General features: G+C 70.6%; 14 protein-coding genes. 7 read left to right on the top strand and 7 right to left on the bottom strand.

Annotation, left to right across the window (positions count from 1 at the left end; translation table 11 throughout):
* Positions 1 to 62 precede the first annotated feature (62 nt).
* Genes ACIBQX_RS20475 through ACIBQX_RS20460 form a run of 4 tightly spaced genes read left to right on the top strand, consistent with a single transcriptional unit; the run spans position 63 to position 4,446 of the window.
* Complete coding sequence (locus ACIBQX_RS20475) at positions 63 to 791, top strand: TetR/AcrR family transcriptional regulator (RefSeq protein WP_397006640.1); 729 nt, start codon at positions 63 to 65, stop codon at positions 789 to 791.
* A gap of 42 nt (positions 792 to 833) precedes the next feature.
* On the top strand, positions 834 to 1,484 hold the full coding sequence (locus ACIBQX_RS20470) for a DUF998 domain-containing protein (protein ID WP_397006638.1): 651 nt from the start codon (positions 834 to 836) through the stop codon (positions 1,482 to 1,484).
* 56 nt (positions 1,485 to 1,540) lie between these two features.
* On the top strand, positions 1,541 to 4,072 hold the full coding sequence (locus ACIBQX_RS20465; protein ID WP_397006636.1) for a nitrate- and nitrite sensing domain-containing protein: 2,532 nt from the start codon (positions 1,541 to 1,543) through the stop codon (positions 4,070 to 4,072).
* Complete coding sequence (locus tag ACIBQX_RS20460) at positions 4,069 to 4,446, top strand: DUF742 domain-containing protein (RefSeq protein ID WP_397006634.1); 378 nt, start codon at positions 4,069 to 4,071, stop codon at positions 4,444 to 4,446. The genes ACIBQX_RS20465 and ACIBQX_RS20460 overlap by 4 nt, the downstream gene beginning before the upstream one ends.
* Here ACIBQX_RS20460 and ACIBQX_RS20455 read toward each other — a convergent pair.
* The 5 genes from ACIBQX_RS20455 to ACIBQX_RS20435 all read right to left on the bottom strand — a co-directional run bounded on the left by ACIBQX_RS20455 (position 4,443) and on the right by ACIBQX_RS20435 (position 9,900).
* Positions 4,443 to 5,015, bottom strand: a complete 573-nt coding sequence (locus ACIBQX_RS20455; protein ID WP_189142783.1) for an ATP/GTP-binding protein — start codon at positions 5,013 to 5,015, stop codon at positions 4,443 to 4,445. The two genes, ACIBQX_RS20460 and ACIBQX_RS20455, sit on opposite strands and share 4 nt — an antisense overlap.
* Positions 4,996 to 5,355 (bottom strand): DUF742 domain-containing protein, encoded by a 360-nt coding sequence (locus tag ACIBQX_RS20450; protein WP_397006632.1) that lies wholly within the window; start codon positions 5,353 to 5,355, stop codon positions 4,996 to 4,998. The genes ACIBQX_RS20455 and ACIBQX_RS20450 overlap by 20 nt, the downstream gene beginning before the upstream one ends.
* Positions 5,352 to 5,756: a roadblock/LC7 domain-containing protein gene (locus tag ACIBQX_RS20445; protein WP_397006630.1), complete on the bottom strand. Its 405-nt coding sequence runs from the start codon at positions 5,754 to 5,756 to the stop codon at positions 5,352 to 5,354. Before ACIBQX_RS20445 ends, ACIBQX_RS20450 begins: the two co-directional genes overlap by 4 nt.
* Positions 5,753 to 7,897, bottom strand: a complete 2,145-nt coding sequence (locus ACIBQX_RS20440; RefSeq protein WP_397006628.1) for a nitrate- and nitrite sensing domain-containing protein — start codon at positions 7,895 to 7,897, stop codon at positions 5,753 to 5,755. Before ACIBQX_RS20440 ends, ACIBQX_RS20445 begins: the two co-directional genes overlap by 4 nt.
* A 197-nt stretch (positions 7,898 to 8,094) precedes the next feature.
* Entirely contained in the window at positions 8,095 to 9,900 is a 1,806-nt protein-coding gene (locus ACIBQX_RS20435) for an NAD(P)-binding protein (RefSeq protein ID WP_397006626.1), read from the bottom strand.
* A 335-nt stretch (positions 9,901 to 10,235) separates the two neighbouring features.
* On the opposite strand from ACIBQX_RS20435, the gene ACIBQX_RS20430 reads away from it, so the two are divergent.
* Complete coding sequence (locus tag ACIBQX_RS20430) at positions 10,236 to 10,880, top strand: hypothetical protein (protein WP_397006624.1); 645 nt, start codon at positions 10,236 to 10,238, stop codon at positions 10,878 to 10,880.
* 25 nt (positions 10,881 to 10,905) lie between these two features.
* On the opposite strand, the gene ACIBQX_RS20425 is transcribed toward ACIBQX_RS20430, so the two are convergent.
* On the bottom strand, positions 10,906 to 12,942 hold the full coding sequence (locus ACIBQX_RS20425; RefSeq protein WP_397006622.1) for a glycosyltransferase: 2,037 nt from the start codon (positions 12,940 to 12,942) through the stop codon (positions 10,906 to 10,908).
* 65 nt (positions 12,943 to 13,007) lie between these two features.
* The gene (gene wecB, locus ACIBQX_RS20420) at positions 13,008 to 14,138 is read right to left on the bottom strand and encodes a non-hydrolyzing UDP-N-acetylglucosamine 2-epimerase (RefSeq protein ID WP_397006620.1); all 1,131 of its coding nucleotides are present in this window, start codon (positions 14,136 to 14,138) and stop codon (positions 13,008 to 13,010) included.
* A 56-nt stretch (positions 14,139 to 14,194) separates the two neighbouring features.
* On the opposite strand from wecB, the gene ACIBQX_RS20415 reads away from it, so the two are divergent.
* Together ACIBQX_RS20415 and ACIBQX_RS20410 are read left to right on the top strand one after the other, a co-directional pair.
* Positions 14,195 to 15,880, top strand: coding sequence for a glycosyltransferase (locus ACIBQX_RS20415; protein ID WP_397006618.1), 1,686 nt, complete (start codon positions 14,195 to 14,197; stop codon positions 15,878 to 15,880).
* A gap of 130 nt (positions 15,881 to 16,010) precedes the next feature.
* The gene (locus ACIBQX_RS20410) at positions 16,011 to 17,258 is read left to right on the top strand and encodes a nucleotide sugar dehydrogenase (RefSeq protein WP_397006616.1); all 1,248 of its coding nucleotides are present in this window, start codon (positions 16,011 to 16,013) and stop codon (positions 17,256 to 17,258) included.
* Positions 17,259 to 17,260: the final 2 nt, after the last annotated feature.

The following is a 17,260-nucleotide window of genomic DNA, read 5'->3' as shown; positions in this document are numbered from 1 at the left end:
TGCGTTCCCCAGCAAAGCCGCTACGCTCCATCAACGTCAATGGCGTTGGCATAAGGACGAGCATGGCCAAGCGAGTAGTGCCCGACGCGGCCAGGAAGCGTCGGCGCCCGACCCGGCAGGGGCAGGTCCTCACCCACGAGCTCATCGTCGAGACGGCCCTGCGGATGCTCCGCGAGCACGGCGCGGCCGGGCTCACCGCCCGCCGCCTGGGCCTGGCGCTGGGCGCCGACGCCAGCGCGATCTACCGTTACTTCCGCGGCATGGACGACCTCACCCTGGCCATCGCCGACGAGCTGTTCGCGCACGCGCTCGCGGACTGGCGCCCCATCGGCCACTGGCGGGCCGACCTGCGCGCCCTCGGGCTGAGCGTCCACGCCGCCTACCTGGCCCACCCGCAGGCGGCGGTCCTGACGGCCAGCCGGGTGGCCGGCCGCCCGCACGAGGTCACGGTGGACGAGACGATCCTGGCCATCCTGCGTACGGCCGGCTTCCCCGGCCCCGACGCGGTCCGGATCTACCACGCCTTCATCGACCAGAGCCTCGCCTTCGCCGTCCTGGACGCCGCCTCCCTGGCGCTGCCCACCGCCACCAGGCAGGCCGACGAGCAGGTGTGGCAGGCCACCTACGCCCGCCTGCCGGCGCGCACCCACCCGCACATCGCCGCCACGGCCGGCCTGCTGGTGGCCCACATGAACGACAGCGCCTACCCCACCGCCCTGGACATGCTGCTGGACAGCGCCGCCGCCCAGCTGGCCGGACTCAGGGACGGGTCAGGGTCGCCTCGGGGATGAGGCCCGATGCGGGGAAGACGAACCGTCTTCAAACTGTTGCACATGACCGCAGTGAAGAGGCTGTATCCGCTCATCGCGCTCGCCGCGATCACGTTCGCCGTGGCAGGGGTCCTGGCCGGGCCAGGCGCCTCGATGAACGTGACCGTGAGCGAGTACGCCGTGGCCGACCGCGGGGGCGTCACGGAGCTGGCGATGGCGGTCATGGCCTTGGGGTCTGTGGCCCTGCTGGCGGGGCTGCGGGGGGCGGGGGCGCCGGTCCGGGGGATGCCGGCGGGGTTGTTCATGGTGTGGTCGGGGGCGCTCGCCGTCGCGGCGGTCGTCCCGGCCACACCACTGGGCATGGAGTCGGCCGTACAGGTGCACAGGTGGGCGCTGGTCGCGGCGTTCGTGAGCCTCCCGGTTGCGGCGGCGCTGCTGGTGCCGAGGCTCGCGGCCGACGAGGGCTGGAAGCCGGTGGCCAGGGTGGTGGAGTGGCTGGCCCTGGCGGGTGGCCTCGGGGTGCTGGCGATGACGTACGTGGCGCTGCCCGGCGGCGGAGTGCTGATCGGTCTGGTCGAGTGGGCGCTGCTGGGGGCGGAGGTGGCGCTGCTCACCGTGCTCGCGGGATGGCTGGTCCGGGTGGTCTGGCTGGGCAGCGTGCGGCGTACCGCCAATTTCCCGACATATCACAGAATAATCGCTAGTCGATCTTAAAAGCGCCTCGTTCGATGCTATTCTCTCCGGCGATCTTCTATCCGGGAGCGGGTGTCATGGCATCGGGCAGATCCATTAGATTCAAGATCTCGACGCTGCTCGTCATCCCCCTGATCTCCCTGGTCGTGCTCTGGGGGTTCGCGGCGAGCACCACGTCGAAAGAGGCGCTGAGCCTGCTGAAGGTCGAGGCCATCTGGAGAGGGGTCATCGACCACACCGAGAGGCTCACCCTGCGCCTCCAGGAAGAGCGCCTGGCCTCCGCCGAGCTCATCGGCGGCGCCACCGACGCCGCCGCGCTCGCCGCCGCCCGCGACCGGGTCGACGAGGCCGAGAAGACGCTCACGGCGTCGGCCAAGTCCGACGGCACCCAGTCGGCGCTGACGCCCGAGATGCGGACCCAGCTCAGCGCCATGCTCAAGGCCGTCGCCCGGCTGCCGGAGATCAGGCGCCAGGCCGACAGCGGCCAGCTCACCCCGCACACCCTGATCACCGAGTACGCCACCATCCCCGACGCCATCGACGACCTCTACTCGGCGTTCACGGTCAGCACCGACGTCGAGCTGGCCAGGCAGGCGAACGGGCTGATCGTCGCCCAGCAGGTGCGCGAGCTGCTGAGCCGCGAGCACGCGCTGATCGTGGCGGGCAACGCCGCCCCCGGCGCGGACAAGTGGACCATGGACGAGGTGCACCTGCTCGCGGGCATCGACGGCGCCAGGACCTACCTGTTCCCCAAGGCCATGGCCAATCTCGACGACGAGCTCCGCGCCCCGCTGGAGGCCATGCGAGCCACCCCGCGCTACGCCACGATGGAGCGCTCCCTGGAGGGCTACGTCACCGGCAAGCCGATCGACATGCAGCTCTGGCGCGGCACGGTCGACCCGGTGCTGACGGAGTTCTCCCAGGCGCTCGGCGGCTCCGGTGACGTCCTGCTGGCGCGCATGGAGCCGGCCGGCATGGTCATCATCGTGCGGGCCGTGGTCACGGGCGCGCTGGGCCTCATCGCGGTCGTCTTCTCCATCTTCATCTCGATCCGGGTCGCCAGGCGGGTCTCCGGCGAGCTGACGGTGCTCCGCCACAGCGCCCTCGACCTGGCCGAGAACCGGCTGCCCACCGTCGTGACGAAGCTGCGTCAGGGCGAGGACGTGGACATCGAGGCGGAGGCGCCGCGCATCGAGGTCCGCTCCGACGCCACCCGCGAGGTCGCCGACCTGGCGACCGCCTTCGACAGCGTCCAGCGCACCGCTGTCGACGCGGCCGTCGAGCAGGCCCGGCTGCGTGAGGGCATCTCCGAGGCGCTGCGCAACCTGGCCAGGCGGACCCAGTCGCTGGTCCAGCGGCAGATCAAGCAGCTCGACGAGATGCAGCGCCAGACCGAGGAACCGGAGGCGCTGGAGCGGCTGTTCAAGCTCGACCACCTCACCACCCGCATGCGCCGGCACGCGGAGGGCCTGGTGCTGCTGGCGGGCGGTTCGGCCGGGCGCAGGTGGCGCGGCGTCATCCCCATGGAGGACGTGCTCAGCGGCGCGGCCGGGCAGGTCGAGGAGTACACCCGTGTCCGGGTCTACCCGATGCCGGAGGCGGGCGTCACGGGCGCCGCCGTGGCCGACCTCATGCACCTGTTCGCCGAGCTGATCGAGAACGCCGCCACCTTCTCCTCGCCGGGCAACGAGGTGTCGGTCCGGGGTGACCTGGTGGGCAAGGGGTTCGCGGTCGAGATCGAGGACCGCGGCCTCGGCATGTCGCAGGAGGCCCGCGACGCCATCAACCGCCGGCTGGCCCGCCCGGCCGAGTTCGACCCCGCGCAGAGCGAGCGCCTGGGCTTCTCCGTCGTCGCCATGCTGGCGGCCAGGCACGGCATCGGGGTGACGCTCAAGCCGTCCCCGTACGGCGGCACCACGGCCATCGTGCTGGTGCCCGCGGGCCTGGTGCAGCAACTGCCGGCCATGCAGCCCTCGCAGATGCCGGAGCTGGAGTCGATCTCGGTGTCGGTCGTCGGCGGCGACCCGGGACCGGGTGAGCTGCCCCGCCGTATCCGGACGCACAAGCGCGGCGTGGAAACGGCCTCGCCCCAGGCCCTGGCATCAGCACCCCCGGCCCAGGGGGACCTGCCCACCCGAACACGCACACAGCCCCCGGCGCAGGACGAGATCCCGGCGCGGCGACCCGTACAGTCCGTCGGCCCGGACGAGCTTCCGGCGCGGCGACCCGCACCGTCCTCTGACCACGGAGAACTCCCGGCGCGGACGCGCGCTCAGTCGCCGGCGGCGGGTGACCTTCCGGTGCGCGCAGGCGCACAGTCCTCTGGCGAGGCGGAGCTGGCGCCCGCGCCCGCGCCCGCGCCCGCGCCCGCGCCCGCGCCCGCGCCGGCGCCGGCGACCGCGCAGGCGCAGGCGGCGGGGGCCGGGCTGCCCCGGCGGGTCCGGCAGGCCAATCTGCCGCCGAAGCTGCAGAAGCCGCCGCCCGCCCCGGCCGGCCCTGTGGAGAGCCGCTCGCCCGAGGAGGCCAGGGCCCTGCTGTCCTCGCTCCAGTCCGGCTGGCAGCGCGGACGCCAGGACACCGAACAGAACGGCGGGGGATCGCGATCGTGAGCCATGAGCGGGAATGGGTGGACGACGAAGCAGGACCCGTCGTCCGCCCGTACGCGGTGGCTCGCGGACGCACGAAATCCACGTCCACCGCGCTCGACCTGCTGGCCACGGTGGCGCTGACGGGACAACCGGCGCCGGTCCAGGCGGACCTGGGCTCCCAGCATCGGCGGCTGCTCACCTGCGTCGCCGGTCATGCCAGGCCGATCGCCGAGGTGGCCTCCGAGCTGAACCTTCCGGTCCAGGTGGTCAGGGTGCTGCTCGGAGATCTGCTCGGCTACGGCCTGGTCACGGTGCGCCCGCCGCGTTCCAAAGAGGCGTCGTCTCCCACGGAGAGCCTGCTCCGCGAGGTCATCAACGGCCTGCGGGCGCTCTAACCGGCGGCGGTCAGCGTCCGGAGCGAGTGCTCGACGAGCGTGATCATGACTTCCTTGGCGGACGTGCGCCGCCGTACGTCGCACAGCATCACGGGCACGTCGTGGTCCAGGTCCAGCGCGATCCGCACGTCGTCGACGGTGTGCCGGTCGGCCCCGTCGAAGCAGTTGACGGCCACCACGAACGGCGTGCCACGCTGCTCGAAGTAGTCGACGGAGGGGAAGCAGTCGGTCAGCCGGCGGGTGTCGGCGATCACGACCGCGCCCAGCGCGCCGTAGGAAAGCTCGTCCCACATGAACCAGAACCGCTCCTGGCCGGGCGTGCCGAACAGGTAGACGACCAGGCCCTCGCGGATGGTGATCCGGCCGAAGTCCATGGCCACGGTCGTGGTGGTCTTGGTCTCGACGCCGTCGATGTCGTCGACGCCGATGCCGCGGTCGGAGAGCACCTCTTCCGTGCGCAGCGGCCTGATCTCGCTGATCGCCCCGACCAGGGTGGTCTTGCCCACGCCGAAGCCGCCGGCGATGAGGATCTTCAGTGCGACTGGGTCCTCAGAGAGCACGGAGTCCATTGATCACTTCCTTGAGAATGCCCTCATTCGGGCGCGACCCGGTGGCTGAGGGGGACGTCACCTTGATCAGGTCGTGGTCACGCAGGTCGCCGAGCATCACTCGGACGACCCCGACGGGCAGGTCGAGCTCGACGGCCAGGTCGGCCACCGAGATCGGGCTGCGCGCCGCGCGGTAGATCAGCAACTGCTCGGGGCCGAGGTCCGAAGTCGGCTCCCCGATCGTGCTGACGGTCGCGATGAGGTCGAACGTGTCCCCCGAGGACCTCGTGCGTCCGCGAATGAGGGCGTAGGGCCGGACGATGGGCCCCGCCTCGTCGTCTAACCACTGGCTCCCGCTCATGGGGCGGTTCGCGGGTTGGTGGTGATGTGCTGCCCCACCCGCTTCACCAGCATCGCCATCTCGTAGGCGATGTGGCCCACGTCGACGTTGGCGTCGGCGAGCACCGCCAGGCAGGTGCCCTGGCCCGCCGCCGTCACGAAGAGGAACGCCGACTCCATCTCGACGATGGTCTGGCGCACGTCTCCGCCGCCGAAGTGGCGTCCCGTGCCGCGGGCCAGACTCTGGAACCCGGACGCCACGGCCGACAGATGCTCGGCGTCCTCGCGTACCAGGCCCTTGGAGTGCCCGACCGCGAGCCCGTCGGTCGACAGGATCACAGCCTGCCTGACCGCGGCCACCCGCGTCGTCAGGTCGTCAAGGAGCCAGTTCAGTTCACCGGTGTTGGTCGTCGGCACACTCATGCCTCCCCCTCCTCGTTAGCTTCTTCTCGGGCGCGTTGCGTTCCCCGCTGGAACGCGGAGAACATGTCGCGTACCTCATCGGGAGAGCGTTCGTTGGTCCGCTCAGGCTCCGGCTCGGGCGGCGGGCCGTCCTTGAGCCGGGATGACAGGTTGGCCTGCCGCACGCGCCTTGGCAAGCCCGCGTGCGTGCCGCCGCTCACGACCGCGAGCGCTTTCTTTCTCGTACGGGCCGGCAGCGCGGCCGATTCCTCGGGCACGGCGGGAAGTTCGGCCTGGTCGGTGATGAGCGAGGCGGGCATGAACACGATGGCCGTGGTGCCGCCGAAGGGGGAGCGGCGCAGCAACACGTTGATGCCATGCCGCTCGGCCAGCTTCGCCACCACGAACAGGCCGAGCCGGTCGCTGTCGGCGAGGTCGAACTCGGGCGGGTTCGACAGGACCGCGTTGTAGGCCGCGTACTCCTCGGCCGATTGGCCGAGCCCCCGGTCCTCGACCTCGATCGTGTAGCCGTTGCTCACCCGGTCGCCGCGCACCTGGACGGTGGACTGCGGCGGGGAGTAGAGCGTGGCGTTCTCGACCAGTTCGGCGACCAGGTGGGTGAGGTCCGCCGCGGCGCCGCCGTCGACGGCGCTGCCGGGCATGTTCTGGACGTCGACCCTGGTGTAGTCCTCGACCTCGGCGACCGAGGCCCGGACGATGTCCATCACGGGCACCGGCTTGCGCCAGGCCCGGCCGGGCGCGGAGCCGGACAGGATGATCAGGCTCTCCGCGTGCCGGCGCATGCGGGTGGTCAGGTGGTCCAGCCGGAAGAGCTCTTCCAGCTGGTCGGGGTCGTGGGTGCGGCGCTGCATGGCGTCCAGCAGCGCGAGCTGGCGGTGCAGCAGCCCCTGCTTGCGCCTGGCGAGGTTGAGGAAGACCTGGCCGACACCGCGTCGCAGCGCGGCCTGGCCCACCGCGGCGAGCACGGCGGTGCGCTGCACGGATCCGAACGCCTTGGCCACGTCGGTGATCTCGGCGGAGCCGATGACCTTGATCGGTTTGGTGGCCTTCTCGACGTCCACCTCTTCGCCGCTGCTCAGCCGGGCCACCAGGGTGGGCAGGCGCTGCTCCGACAGCTCGACGGCCACGGACCGCAGGCCGGCCAGCTCGGCGGCCAGGCGGCGGCCGAAGCGCACCGAGATGATGATCGAGGCGAGCACGGCGACCAGCCCGACGCCGCCCGCGACGCCGATCTGCAGCTTGATGGAGTTGGCCCCGTCCGCCGCGCGGGCGGCGAGCGATTCGGCCGCCTCGGCGCCGAGCTTGTCCAGCTGGGTCGTCAGGTGGTCGATCGCGGAGTTCCAGGCCTGCACGTCCGGTGGCGGCGCGCCCGTCCTGATGATCCGCGCCTCCATCGTGGCGAAGCTCAGGAACGGCTCGCTCTGGAAGAGCTGCTCGTACGGTTTGCGGAGCTGGATGTCGAGCCCCGCCTGGCCGCCGGCGTGCAGGTACCTGCGGGAGGAGACGTATTCGGCGAAGGCGGCGGCCTCGGGCCCGGTCAGCCGCTTGTCGATGAGCACGGCCCTGATCAGCGCGTGCTCCCTGGCGACGAACTCGCGGGCGTTGCCCATCGTCTGCAGGGAGGAGGCCTGCTGGTAGACCGACAGGTCGGGCACGGGGGTCAGGTGGTCGTAGAACCTGAAGACCGCGTCCAGCACCTGGTTGTACCTCTCGAGCCCGGCCAGCCGGGAGCTCTGGCCGTCGTCGATGTCGGTGCGGATGAACTCGAGCCGGGACAGCTCGATGCGGAGCATGGCGAGGGGCACCCGCATGTCTTCGGTGATCTCGTCCTCGGCCTCGACGGTGGCCCGCTGGAAGGCCGCCACCGCACTGTCCGTGCGGGCGCGCTGATCGCCGAGGTCCTCGGTGAGCTCACGCGTGGTGACCGCGACGACCGAGCCCTCGCGCTCGGCCTGAAGTTGTAGTCCCAGGTCGGTCGAGGTGACGCCGACCGTCCGGTAAAGCGTGTCGCCACGCAGCAGTGACTGACCGTCGCTCACAGTGAGGTTGAGCACGAAGCCCCAGAGCGCGCTCAGGGACAGGAGGGGTAGCAGCAGTAATAAGAAGATCTTGAACCGAATTGACCGGTTTTGCGAGCCCATGTCCCAACCTCAGGAGTCGAGGGCATTTCCACACCTGGTGTAAATACACCTCCGGAAGATCGCACAGGAGACTAGCACCGATTATGCGTCTGGCGCAGGAGGGAGGAACAGGATGTTCCACGTTGTTACCGGGGCAACTCTCTGGCCCTTACCCACCCACGCCGGACACGGTCACAAAGGCGTCTTCTAAGGACGGTTCATCGGGACAGTTCCGCCACCGCTCGGCGTGCCGCGGCGACGGCGCCGTCGGTCCGGCCCACGGCGGTGTCGGAGCCGGCGATCGCGATCCGGCCGAACCGCCTGCGCGCCACCTCGGCCGGGAACGGGCCGTCAGGGTAGAACGCGTTCCAGGGCCGGCAGTACTCCGCCGCGCGCCCATGGCCCCACCTGCGGATCTCGATCCCCTCGATGTCCCTGGCGGGGTCGAACCCGCCCGGCCCGAGCAGCCGGGCGAGCTGATCGCGGGCGCTGTGCTCCAGGAAGCGGTACGGCGTCCTGTACAGCGCCCGCCGCCCGGCGACCGCGCCCTCGGCGGGCCCCAGCTCCGAACGGCAGGGCGCGGCCACCAGCCGCGCGGTGACCGGCCCCCCGCCTTCCGGCCCGTCCGGCTCGTCCAGCTCCGTCGTGCACCAGTAAGCCCCGGTCCAGCGGGTGCGGGTGACGCCGACCCGCTGCCACGCCCGCCCGTCGCGCAGCCGCACCACGGCCTCCACCAGCGGCAGCCGCACCGCGGCGGCCAGTGCCTCGCGCTGATCGGCGGGCAGGTCCGGCGCGAGGTAGGGGATGACCATGCTCCAGCAGGCCAGGATCACCGCCTCGGCGGCGACGGTCCTGACCTCGTGGCCGTCGAAGTAGCCGACGCTCGCGCCGCCCCTCGGGCCCTCGTCGCGCACGGAGACGACCGGGCTGGACAGCCGCAGCCGGACCGGGTCGCCGGGCCGGTCCAGCGAGGCGGTGGCGAGCAGGCCCGTCGGCGCCCCGGCCGGGCCCGGGATCAGCGGGTCCGCCGAGTCGCTCAGGTCACCGGGCCGGCGCCGCCAGTCCCGCTGCACACTGGGCGAGTTGAACCGCGACGGTTTCCCGGCGTCCAGCCCCAGACCGTCGAGCCCGGGATACTCCCAGCCCCCGTCCCGGCCCTGGTCCCGCCCTTGGTCCCGGCTCCGGCCCCGCCCTCGATCTCCCCCGTGGTCCCGGCCGTGAGCGCGGCGGTCGGCGCAACCCCAGGCGTCGATCGCGCCGAGGGCGCGGGTGTCGTAGGCCCACTCGGCGCTGGACATGGTCCGGCAGAACCGCTCGACGTCCGGGTGCGCCCGGCAGACCTTCAGCAGGAAGTCCGAGTACGTCGACCCGGCCAGCCGCTCCTCCTTCTCCTCGGGCGTCAGCCGGGGGAACCAGTCGGGCGCGTCCAGGTAGAGCCGCAGCAGGTCCTTCCTGGCCTGGTCGGCGACCGGCAGCCGGGAGATCCACCGCTCGGCGGGGCTCCCGGGCCGGTGCCGGATCAGCGTCTCCACGGGGAAGCTCTCCCGGTCGCACATCACGCTGTCGTACGGCGCGCGGCCGGGCTTGCGACGGCGCTCGCCGAGTTGTTCGTGGTTGTCCAGGATGAGCACCCGCGCGTCCGGGTCGGCCCGCAGCCACTCGGCCGCCGCGCTCAGCCCGCTGGCACCCGCGCCGACCACCACGAGGTCGTAGCGCTCCCCGGTGGGCACGGCGGGTCCCGCGTGCTCCCAGAACCGCCCGTCCCGCAGCGCGTGGGGCACGCTGAGAGCGTGTGCGGTGTCCCCGTGCCACCCTGTGCGGCCCGGGGTGGCCGTGGCCCCATGGGCCGTACCAGAGGCGGCCGTGCCCAGGGGCGTCTCCAGGGCCGGCGTGCCGCCGTCCCCTGAGCCGACGGCGGCCAGACCCGCGGTCATGGCGATCCCGTCGAGGAAGTCGCGGCGCGAAAGAGGCCGCTCCGGTCCGGGGGCGCGGGTCTGGCCTTCTGATGCCGAGATGTCGCTCATGCCGCGAGCATCATCACCGTGGCCGGATACCGTGGGGGGACGCGCAATGCTTCGAGCAACATTTAGCGCCACCTGGTGCCGAAATTATCCGGCGGATGTGACGTACGGAAATTTCTGGATAAATCCGAGTATGAGATGGTAAAGGGTGAAGCCGCTGCTCGGTAGGGATGGGGACGTACGAGTCCTCACCGCCGCCGCTGCCATGAAGCCGCCGAATTCCGCGAATAGCGACGTTGCCCGTCCTCGGGTTGGCCGTTTCCTCTAGCGTCTATTCACGGTCGCTGAAGTGAAATGGAGAACTCATGCTTAAGGCCTTTACGGGGATATGTCTGAGCATGACGGTCATAGCGGGATGTTCCGCGAGTGAGGTCGCCGAGCAGCCGGTCAGGACGGCCCAGGCGCCCTCGCCGTCCTCGGCCATGGCGGGCAAGCTGCGCGCCGCCCTGCTGCCCGTGCCCAAGGGGATGCGCGTGGTGCACGGCCCGGAGGTCGGCCCCTACGGCACGCTCAAGGCCACCAAACAGGGCCTGGAGGCCGTACGGCAGGCCAAGCTGAACCGGCCGGAGTGCGCGGGCGCGCCCCAGCTCGACCCGGCCAGGCCGGAGGTCGCGCGGGCGCCCGCGGCCGTGATCGCCTTCGCCTCCGACAGGGGCTCCATCAGCCAGGCCGTGGTGGCGCTCCCGCCGGCCGCGTTCCCGGGCCCGCTGCCCGGCCAGTGCGGCGCCTACTCGGCCGACGTGCACGGCACCGAGGTCACCTACCGCACCCGGGACCTGGACATGCCCAGGCAGGGCGACGAGTCGCGCGCCTACCTGACCACCGCGTCGGGCGGCGACAGGAACGCGCAGATCGGCTCGGTGGTGATCCGCCGGGGCAACGTCGTGATGAGCCTCATGGTGGTGGGCAAGGAGGTCAAGCGCGCCGGGCTGCTGGAGCTGGGGCGACTCGCGGACCAGAACCTCTCCCGCGTCGCCACCTGACTCAGATCAGCACCCGGATCAGCGCTTAGATCAGCACGTGGTCGTCGGGGCGGCCCGCGAAGGAGAACTGGGCGTTCCTGGTCAGCTTGATGTGGTCGGCCTGCCAGGTGTGCATGGCGGCGTCGGCGCTGCGCCAGTAGACGAAGTTGAACCGGTCCGCCGAGTAGATCTTCACCCCGTCCTCCTTCAGCCTGCGGACCAGGTGGGTGTCCTCGCCGCGGGTCAGGTCGGGGAAGCCGTAGGAGCGGAACATCTCCGCCGTGCCGAGGAACGTGCCGCCCTGCACCAGGAAGGAGTAGCGGTGCTCCAGGCCGGGCAGGCGCAGCATCGTGGTATTGCGGCCCTCGAAGTAGGCGTAGTGGGCGCCCTTGCCGACCAGCTCGGCGTCGGAGTAGTCGAAGGCGCGGACCAGGTCCGACAGGTAGTGCTCGCCGTACAGGTTGTCGTCGTCCATCTTGGCGATCAGCTCGCCCTCGGCGGCTGCGATGCCCAGGTTCATGCACGCCCCGAGCGACAGCTCGGGGGCGGCGGGCAGCACCGTGACGTCAGTGATGCCGGCCATGCGCGCCTTGTCGGCCACCACGACGGGGTCGATGTCGAGGCCGTGCAGCACCATGATCAGCTGCAGCGGCCGGTGGATCTGCTTGGCCACCGAGGAGATCGCGTGCTCGATCTGCGAGGCGCGGTTGGTGGGCAGCACCACGGAGATCGAGCGTGAGCGGAGCTGCGTGGGCCGGCCGAGCATCTGGAGGATCTGGTCCACGCGGTGGGAGAACAGGTGCTTGTCGAAGACCTCGCGCATCGCCAGGTGTCCCATCCTGGCGCGCAGCTCGGGGCTGTTGATCAGGTGCAGGACCTGGTTGTACGACTCGACCGGCTCGCGGGCGATGGGCACCAGGTCGCCGAATGTCTCCTCGATGGCCCTGGACCAGCCGGACACGACCGGGGTGGCGCAGGCCGACAGCTCGAAGACGCGGCGCGCGCACATGGTGGGCGAGTCCAGCACCGAGTTGACGTTGAGGAAGACCTTGTACATGCGGTAGGCGGCGAGCATCTGGTCGTAGGGGAGCTCGCCGACGATGTGCGGGCGGTACTTCTCCGGCCAGCCGTACTTGTCGTCCACCTCGCCGTTGCGGGCGAAGATGTGCAGGCCGAGCTCGCGCACGGGGTCGAGGACGGTCTCCATCTGCTCGCGGCGCTCGGGATGCTTGTCCCGGAAGTACATGCCGGCGAAGACCACGTCGTGCAGGCGGCCCTGCTTCTGCTGGATCGGGTTGTGCACGCGGGGCTGGGCCGCGAACTGCAGCACGTCCACCCGATCATGTCCCAGAACTTCGCGATATTTCGGCACCATGTCGCCGTCGCAGGTGAACACGTAGTCGAACAGCTTGGCCGTGTCGATGAAGAAGTCGAAGTTCGGCGGGTCCTCCTTGTTCCAGAAGACCGTCGGGATCCCCTCGGCCCGGCACCAGGCGACCAGGTCGCGCAGCGGCTCCTTGGGCGCGTTGGTGCCGGTCATCTGGTAGCGCCAGCGACCCTGGTTGCCGTGCCAGGCCGACTCGCAGAACAGCAGGTCGGGCCGCTTGTCGGCGAAGATCTCCGGCCAGTCCTTGAGCCCGAACTCGATCTGGTCCCACTCGTACTTGAACGCCATCCTGGAGAAGTCGTCCAGGATGACCGCCACCCGCAGGTCCGGCCGGTTCACCGGCCCGAGCGGCCACTTGGCCTTGGGCACCTCCACCAGCGGCGGCCGGTGGTTGGCCAGCTCGACCGCCTCGGTGACCGGCATCGGCGCCTTGGGGGCGCGGGACTTGGACCTGACCGCCTCCAGCACCTTGCCGGGGCTCTTGGACCCGATCGCCTCGCCCAGCTTGAAGGTCCGCTTGGCCTGGGTGGCCTCCAGCTTCCAGCCGGCGTAGGCGGCCTTGGCCTCGGCTATCTCCAGCCGCCTGCGCAGCTCCACGATCTCCGTCTCGTACCGTTCGACGAGCTTGCGCTCTTCGGGCAGCCAGTTGACGGGGCCGAGTCGCTGGAACGTGGGCTCTTCGGGGGATTCGGCCATGGGTACTCGCCTAACGCTCTGCGGGGTATGTCATGTTACGGCGGGAGCCGTACGAAATGTGGGGGTTATTCGGAACGCGTCCCCTGCGCGGCAGGCGAGAGGTTGTCCCCCTTGAGCCAGGCGGAGATCACCCTGGCGATGCGCGGTCCCGCGGCGCCGTCCCAGAGCGGGGGCAGCGCGCCGGAAGGGGTCACCGCCCCGTCGGCCAGCGCCTTCTCCGCCGCGGCGGGCAGCAGCGCGGGCGTGACCAGGCGGTTGGTGCCGTGGGTGATCGTGATCGGCCGCTCGGTGTTGGGCCGCACGGTCAGGCAGGGCACGCTCAGCATGGTCGTCTCCTCCTGCACGCCGCCCGAGTCGGTGACGACCAGCGCGGCGCCGCGTACGAGGGAGAGGAAGTCCACGTAGCCGAGCGGGTCCACGACCCGGACCGACGGGCCGTCCACCAGCCCCGCCTCGGCCAGCCGGGTGCGGCCGCGCGGGTGGATCGGCACCACGATCGGGATCTGCCGCGACACCTCCAGCACGGCCGAGACCAGCTCCTGCGCGGCCTCCGGGGTGTCGACGTTGGCGGGGCGGTGCAGCGTCGCCACGGCGTAGCGCTCCGGCAGGCCCAGCCGGGCCACCACCGGCGCCGGATCGAGCGAGGGCAGCGCCGAGAACAGGCTGTCGATCATGGGGTTGCCCACCAGGTGCACCTTCGAGGCGGGCACGCCCTCGGCCGCCAGGTGCGACAGCGCCTCCGGGGAGGTGGCGAAGAGCAGGTCGGACAGCGAGTCGGTGACGATCCGGTTGACCTCCTCCGGCATGCCGCGGTCGAACGAGCGCAGCCCCGCCTCGACGTGCGCGCTGGGGATGCCGAGCTTGGCGCAGACCAGGATGGCGGCCAGCGTGGAGTTCACGTCTCCGTAGACGACCACGAGGTCCGGGTCCTGCTCCTGGAAGGTGTCCTCCAGGCCGACGAGCAGCGCGGCGGTCTGCCTGGCGTGCGTGCCGGACCCGACGGCCAGGTTCGCCACCGGCTCGGGCAGGCCCAGGTCGGCGAAGAAGACGTCCGACATGAGCGTGTCGTAGTGCTGACCGGTGTGGATGATGCCCTGCCGCACACCGAGCTCGCCGAGTGCTCGCACCACCGGGGCCGCTTTCACGAAATTGGGACGAGCACCCAAAACGTGCAGGACCAGGGGGTTCTCCCTCATTGACCTCGCCTTTCATAGCGGAAGGGAAAAAACGCTGCCTATGGTACGGTCACCGCGTGGCATCCGACGCCAGTCGTCAAGACTCCTCCAAGGTTCCCGCTGGAGTTTCCGCGAAGTCTGCCCGTGCCGGCGTCGGTGGACTTCTCAAGGGTTTCATCCAGCATCCGATCATCGTCACCCGCGTCGTCTCGACGAAGGTGCGAGCCGACCCGGTCCGCGCCGCCCAGGCGGCGGCCGACGCCATGCCTCCCCGGTTGCGCCCGGTCGTCGGCAAGGTGGCCTGGCCGGCCGCGCGCCGCGCCAGGCGCATGGTGCGCAAGTTCGGCATGCGCCTGATCCGAGCGCCGTGGAACGACGCCAAGGAGCACTGGAACACCGGCCGTGTCACCCAGGCCGCCGAGGTGCTCGAACCCTTCGTCAAATACCCGTTCGTCAAGCGCAGGGCGGCCTACTACCGCGGCGAGCTGGCCGCGATCAGCCCCGACCCGATCCCGCCGGGGCCCAAGGTGGCCATCCTGGAGCGGGTGGCCGGTCGCGTGGTCCACCTGGTCACCAACGCGCTGCCCTACACCCAGGCCGGCTACACGGTCAGGACCCACCGCATCGTCACGGCGCAGAAGGCGGCCGGGCTCGATCCGCACGTGGTGACCAGCTGGGGCTGGCCCATGCTCCAGGGGCACGCCGACGCGTCGCCGTACGAGGAGCTGGAGGGGATCCCCTACTACCGGCTGATCCCCGACGGGCGCGGCGAGGTGCCGTTCGAGATGCACGGCCGCATGGTCAAGGGCGCGGACGCCGTCACCACGCTCGTCACGCAGCTGCGCCCGCAGGTGGTCCACGCGGCCACCGACCACCGCAACGGCTCGGTGGCGCACGCCGTCCGCGACCGGACGGGCACCCCCTTCGTCTACGAGGTGCGCGGCTTCCTTGAGGAGACGTGGGCCTCGCGTGACCCGGTGCGCATCGGCAGCGAGCGGCATCTGCTCCAGCGGGAGCGCGAGGCGTTCCTGATGCGCGAGGCCGACGCGGTCGTCACCCTGGCCGAGACGATGGCCACGGAGATCGTCGAGCGCGGCGTGCCGAGGGACAAGATCTATCTCGCCCCCAACGCGGTCGACGACACGCTGCTGACCGCCCACTACGACGGCGCGTCGTTCCGGCGCGAGATGGGGATCGACGACAAGGAGATCGTCGTCGGCTCGGTCTCCAGCCTGGTCGGCTACGAGGGTTTCGCGACCCTGCTGCGGGCGGCGGCGCTGCTGCGCGACGAGGGCACGCCGGTGCGGGTGCTCCTGGTGGGCGACGGCACCGAGCGGCCCAACCTCCTGGAGCTGGTCGAGGAGCTGGGGCTGGCCACGGCGATCCTGCCCGGCCGGGTGGGGCCCGAGGAGGCCCTGCAGGCCCAGGACGCCATCGACATCTTCGTCTGCCCCCGCGACGACCTCCGGGTGACCCGGCTGGTCACGCCGCTGAAGCCGGTCGAGGCGATGGCGCTGGGCAAGCCCGTGGTGCTCAGCGACCTGCCGGCCCTGTCGGAGCTGGTCGGCTCCGAGGGCGCGGGCCTGCTCGTGCCACCGGAGGATCCGGCCGCACTGGCCCAGGCGCTGGCCGCGCTCAGCCTCGATCCCGCCAGGCGGGCCGAGATGGGCGAGGCCGGGCGCGCGGAGGTCGCGGCCAAGCGCACGTGGAGCCGCGTTGCCGAGACTTACCGCACTGTCTACCGAACGCTTACCGAGTCATGACCTACCGATTGGCTGTCTGTTCTGACAGGTTCACTCGCATTAGGCGTGAGCTAGGTGGACTTGAGATAACCTTTGCGACCATGAAGTGTTGTTTCCGGCTCTCCAGGGCACAGCTGTGACAGAAATAGACTTGGCTGTCATCGGTCTGGGCTACGTCGGTATGCCGCTCGCCAAGGAGGCGGTGGCCGCCGGGCTCCGGGTCGTCGGCGTCGACGTCGACCCCGTCAAGGTCGAGGCGCTCAACGCCGGCCGGTCCTACATCGACGACCTGACCGACGCGGACCTCGATCACATGCTGGCCAACGGTTTCAGCGCCACGCTGGACGAGACCGTGCTGGCCAGAAGCGACACCGTCGTCATCTGCGTGCCGACCCCGCTGGACGAGGACCACCGCCCGGACCTGTCCTCCGTCGAGGGCGCCACCATGACCGTGGCCCGCAACCTGACCAAGGGGACGCTGGTCGTGCTGGAGTCCACCACGTGGCCCGGCACCACCGACGAGGTGGCCCGCCCGCTGCTCGAAGCCTCGGGCCTGGTCGCGGGCGAGGACTTCCACCTGGCCTTCTCGCCCGAGCGCATCGACCCGGGAAACCCCAAGTACGGCCTGCGCAACACGCCCAAGGTCGTCGGCGGGTTCACCCCCGGCTGCCGGGACCGGGCGACCGCCTTCTACGGGCAGTTCATCGAGCAGGTGGTGACCGTCAGCGGCACCCGCGAGGCCGAGATGGCCAAGCTGCTGGAGAACACCTACCGGCACGTCAACATCGCCCTCGTCAACGAGATGGCGATCTTCTGTGACGAGCTCGGCGTCGACCTGTGGGAAGCGATCGAGGCCGCGGCGACCAAGCCGTTCGGCTTCCACAAGTTCCTGCCGGGACCGGGCGTCGGGGGTCACTGCATCCCCGTGGACCCGTCCTACCTGTCCTACACGGTACGCAAGCTCGGCTACCCGTTCAGGTTCGTCGAGCTGGCGCAGGAGATCAACGAGCGGATGCCGTCCTATGTGGTGGCCCGCGTCCAGCGCTTGCTCAACAGGTACAAGAAGCCAGTGAACGGCGCCAGAGTCGTTATGCTCGGCGTCACCTACAAGCCGGACATCGCCGATGAGCGCGAGACCCCGGCCCTGCCAGTGGCGCGTGCGCTGCTGGAGCTGGGGGCCGAGCTCACGTTCGCGGATCCGTACGTCAAGGAGTGGTCGGTTGACGGCACCCCCGTGCCGCGAGAGGAAGATCTGGCCGAGGCCGTGGCCAATGCAGACGTGACGCTGCTGTTGCAGCAGCACGCCGCGTTCGACCTCGGCATGGTCGAGGCCAAAGCCAAGCTCGTGCTCGACACCCGCGGTGTTCTCACCGAGGGTGAACGCGTCGAGCGGCTGTAGCG

It is taken from the genome of Nonomuraea sp. NPDC049714 (genome assembly GCF_044465295.1).
In the GTDB taxonomy this organism is placed as follows: Bacteria; Actinomycetota; Actinomycetes; order Streptosporangiales; family Streptosporangiaceae; genus Nonomuraea.
This window is presented reverse-complemented; position numbering and strand designations above follow the sequence as displayed.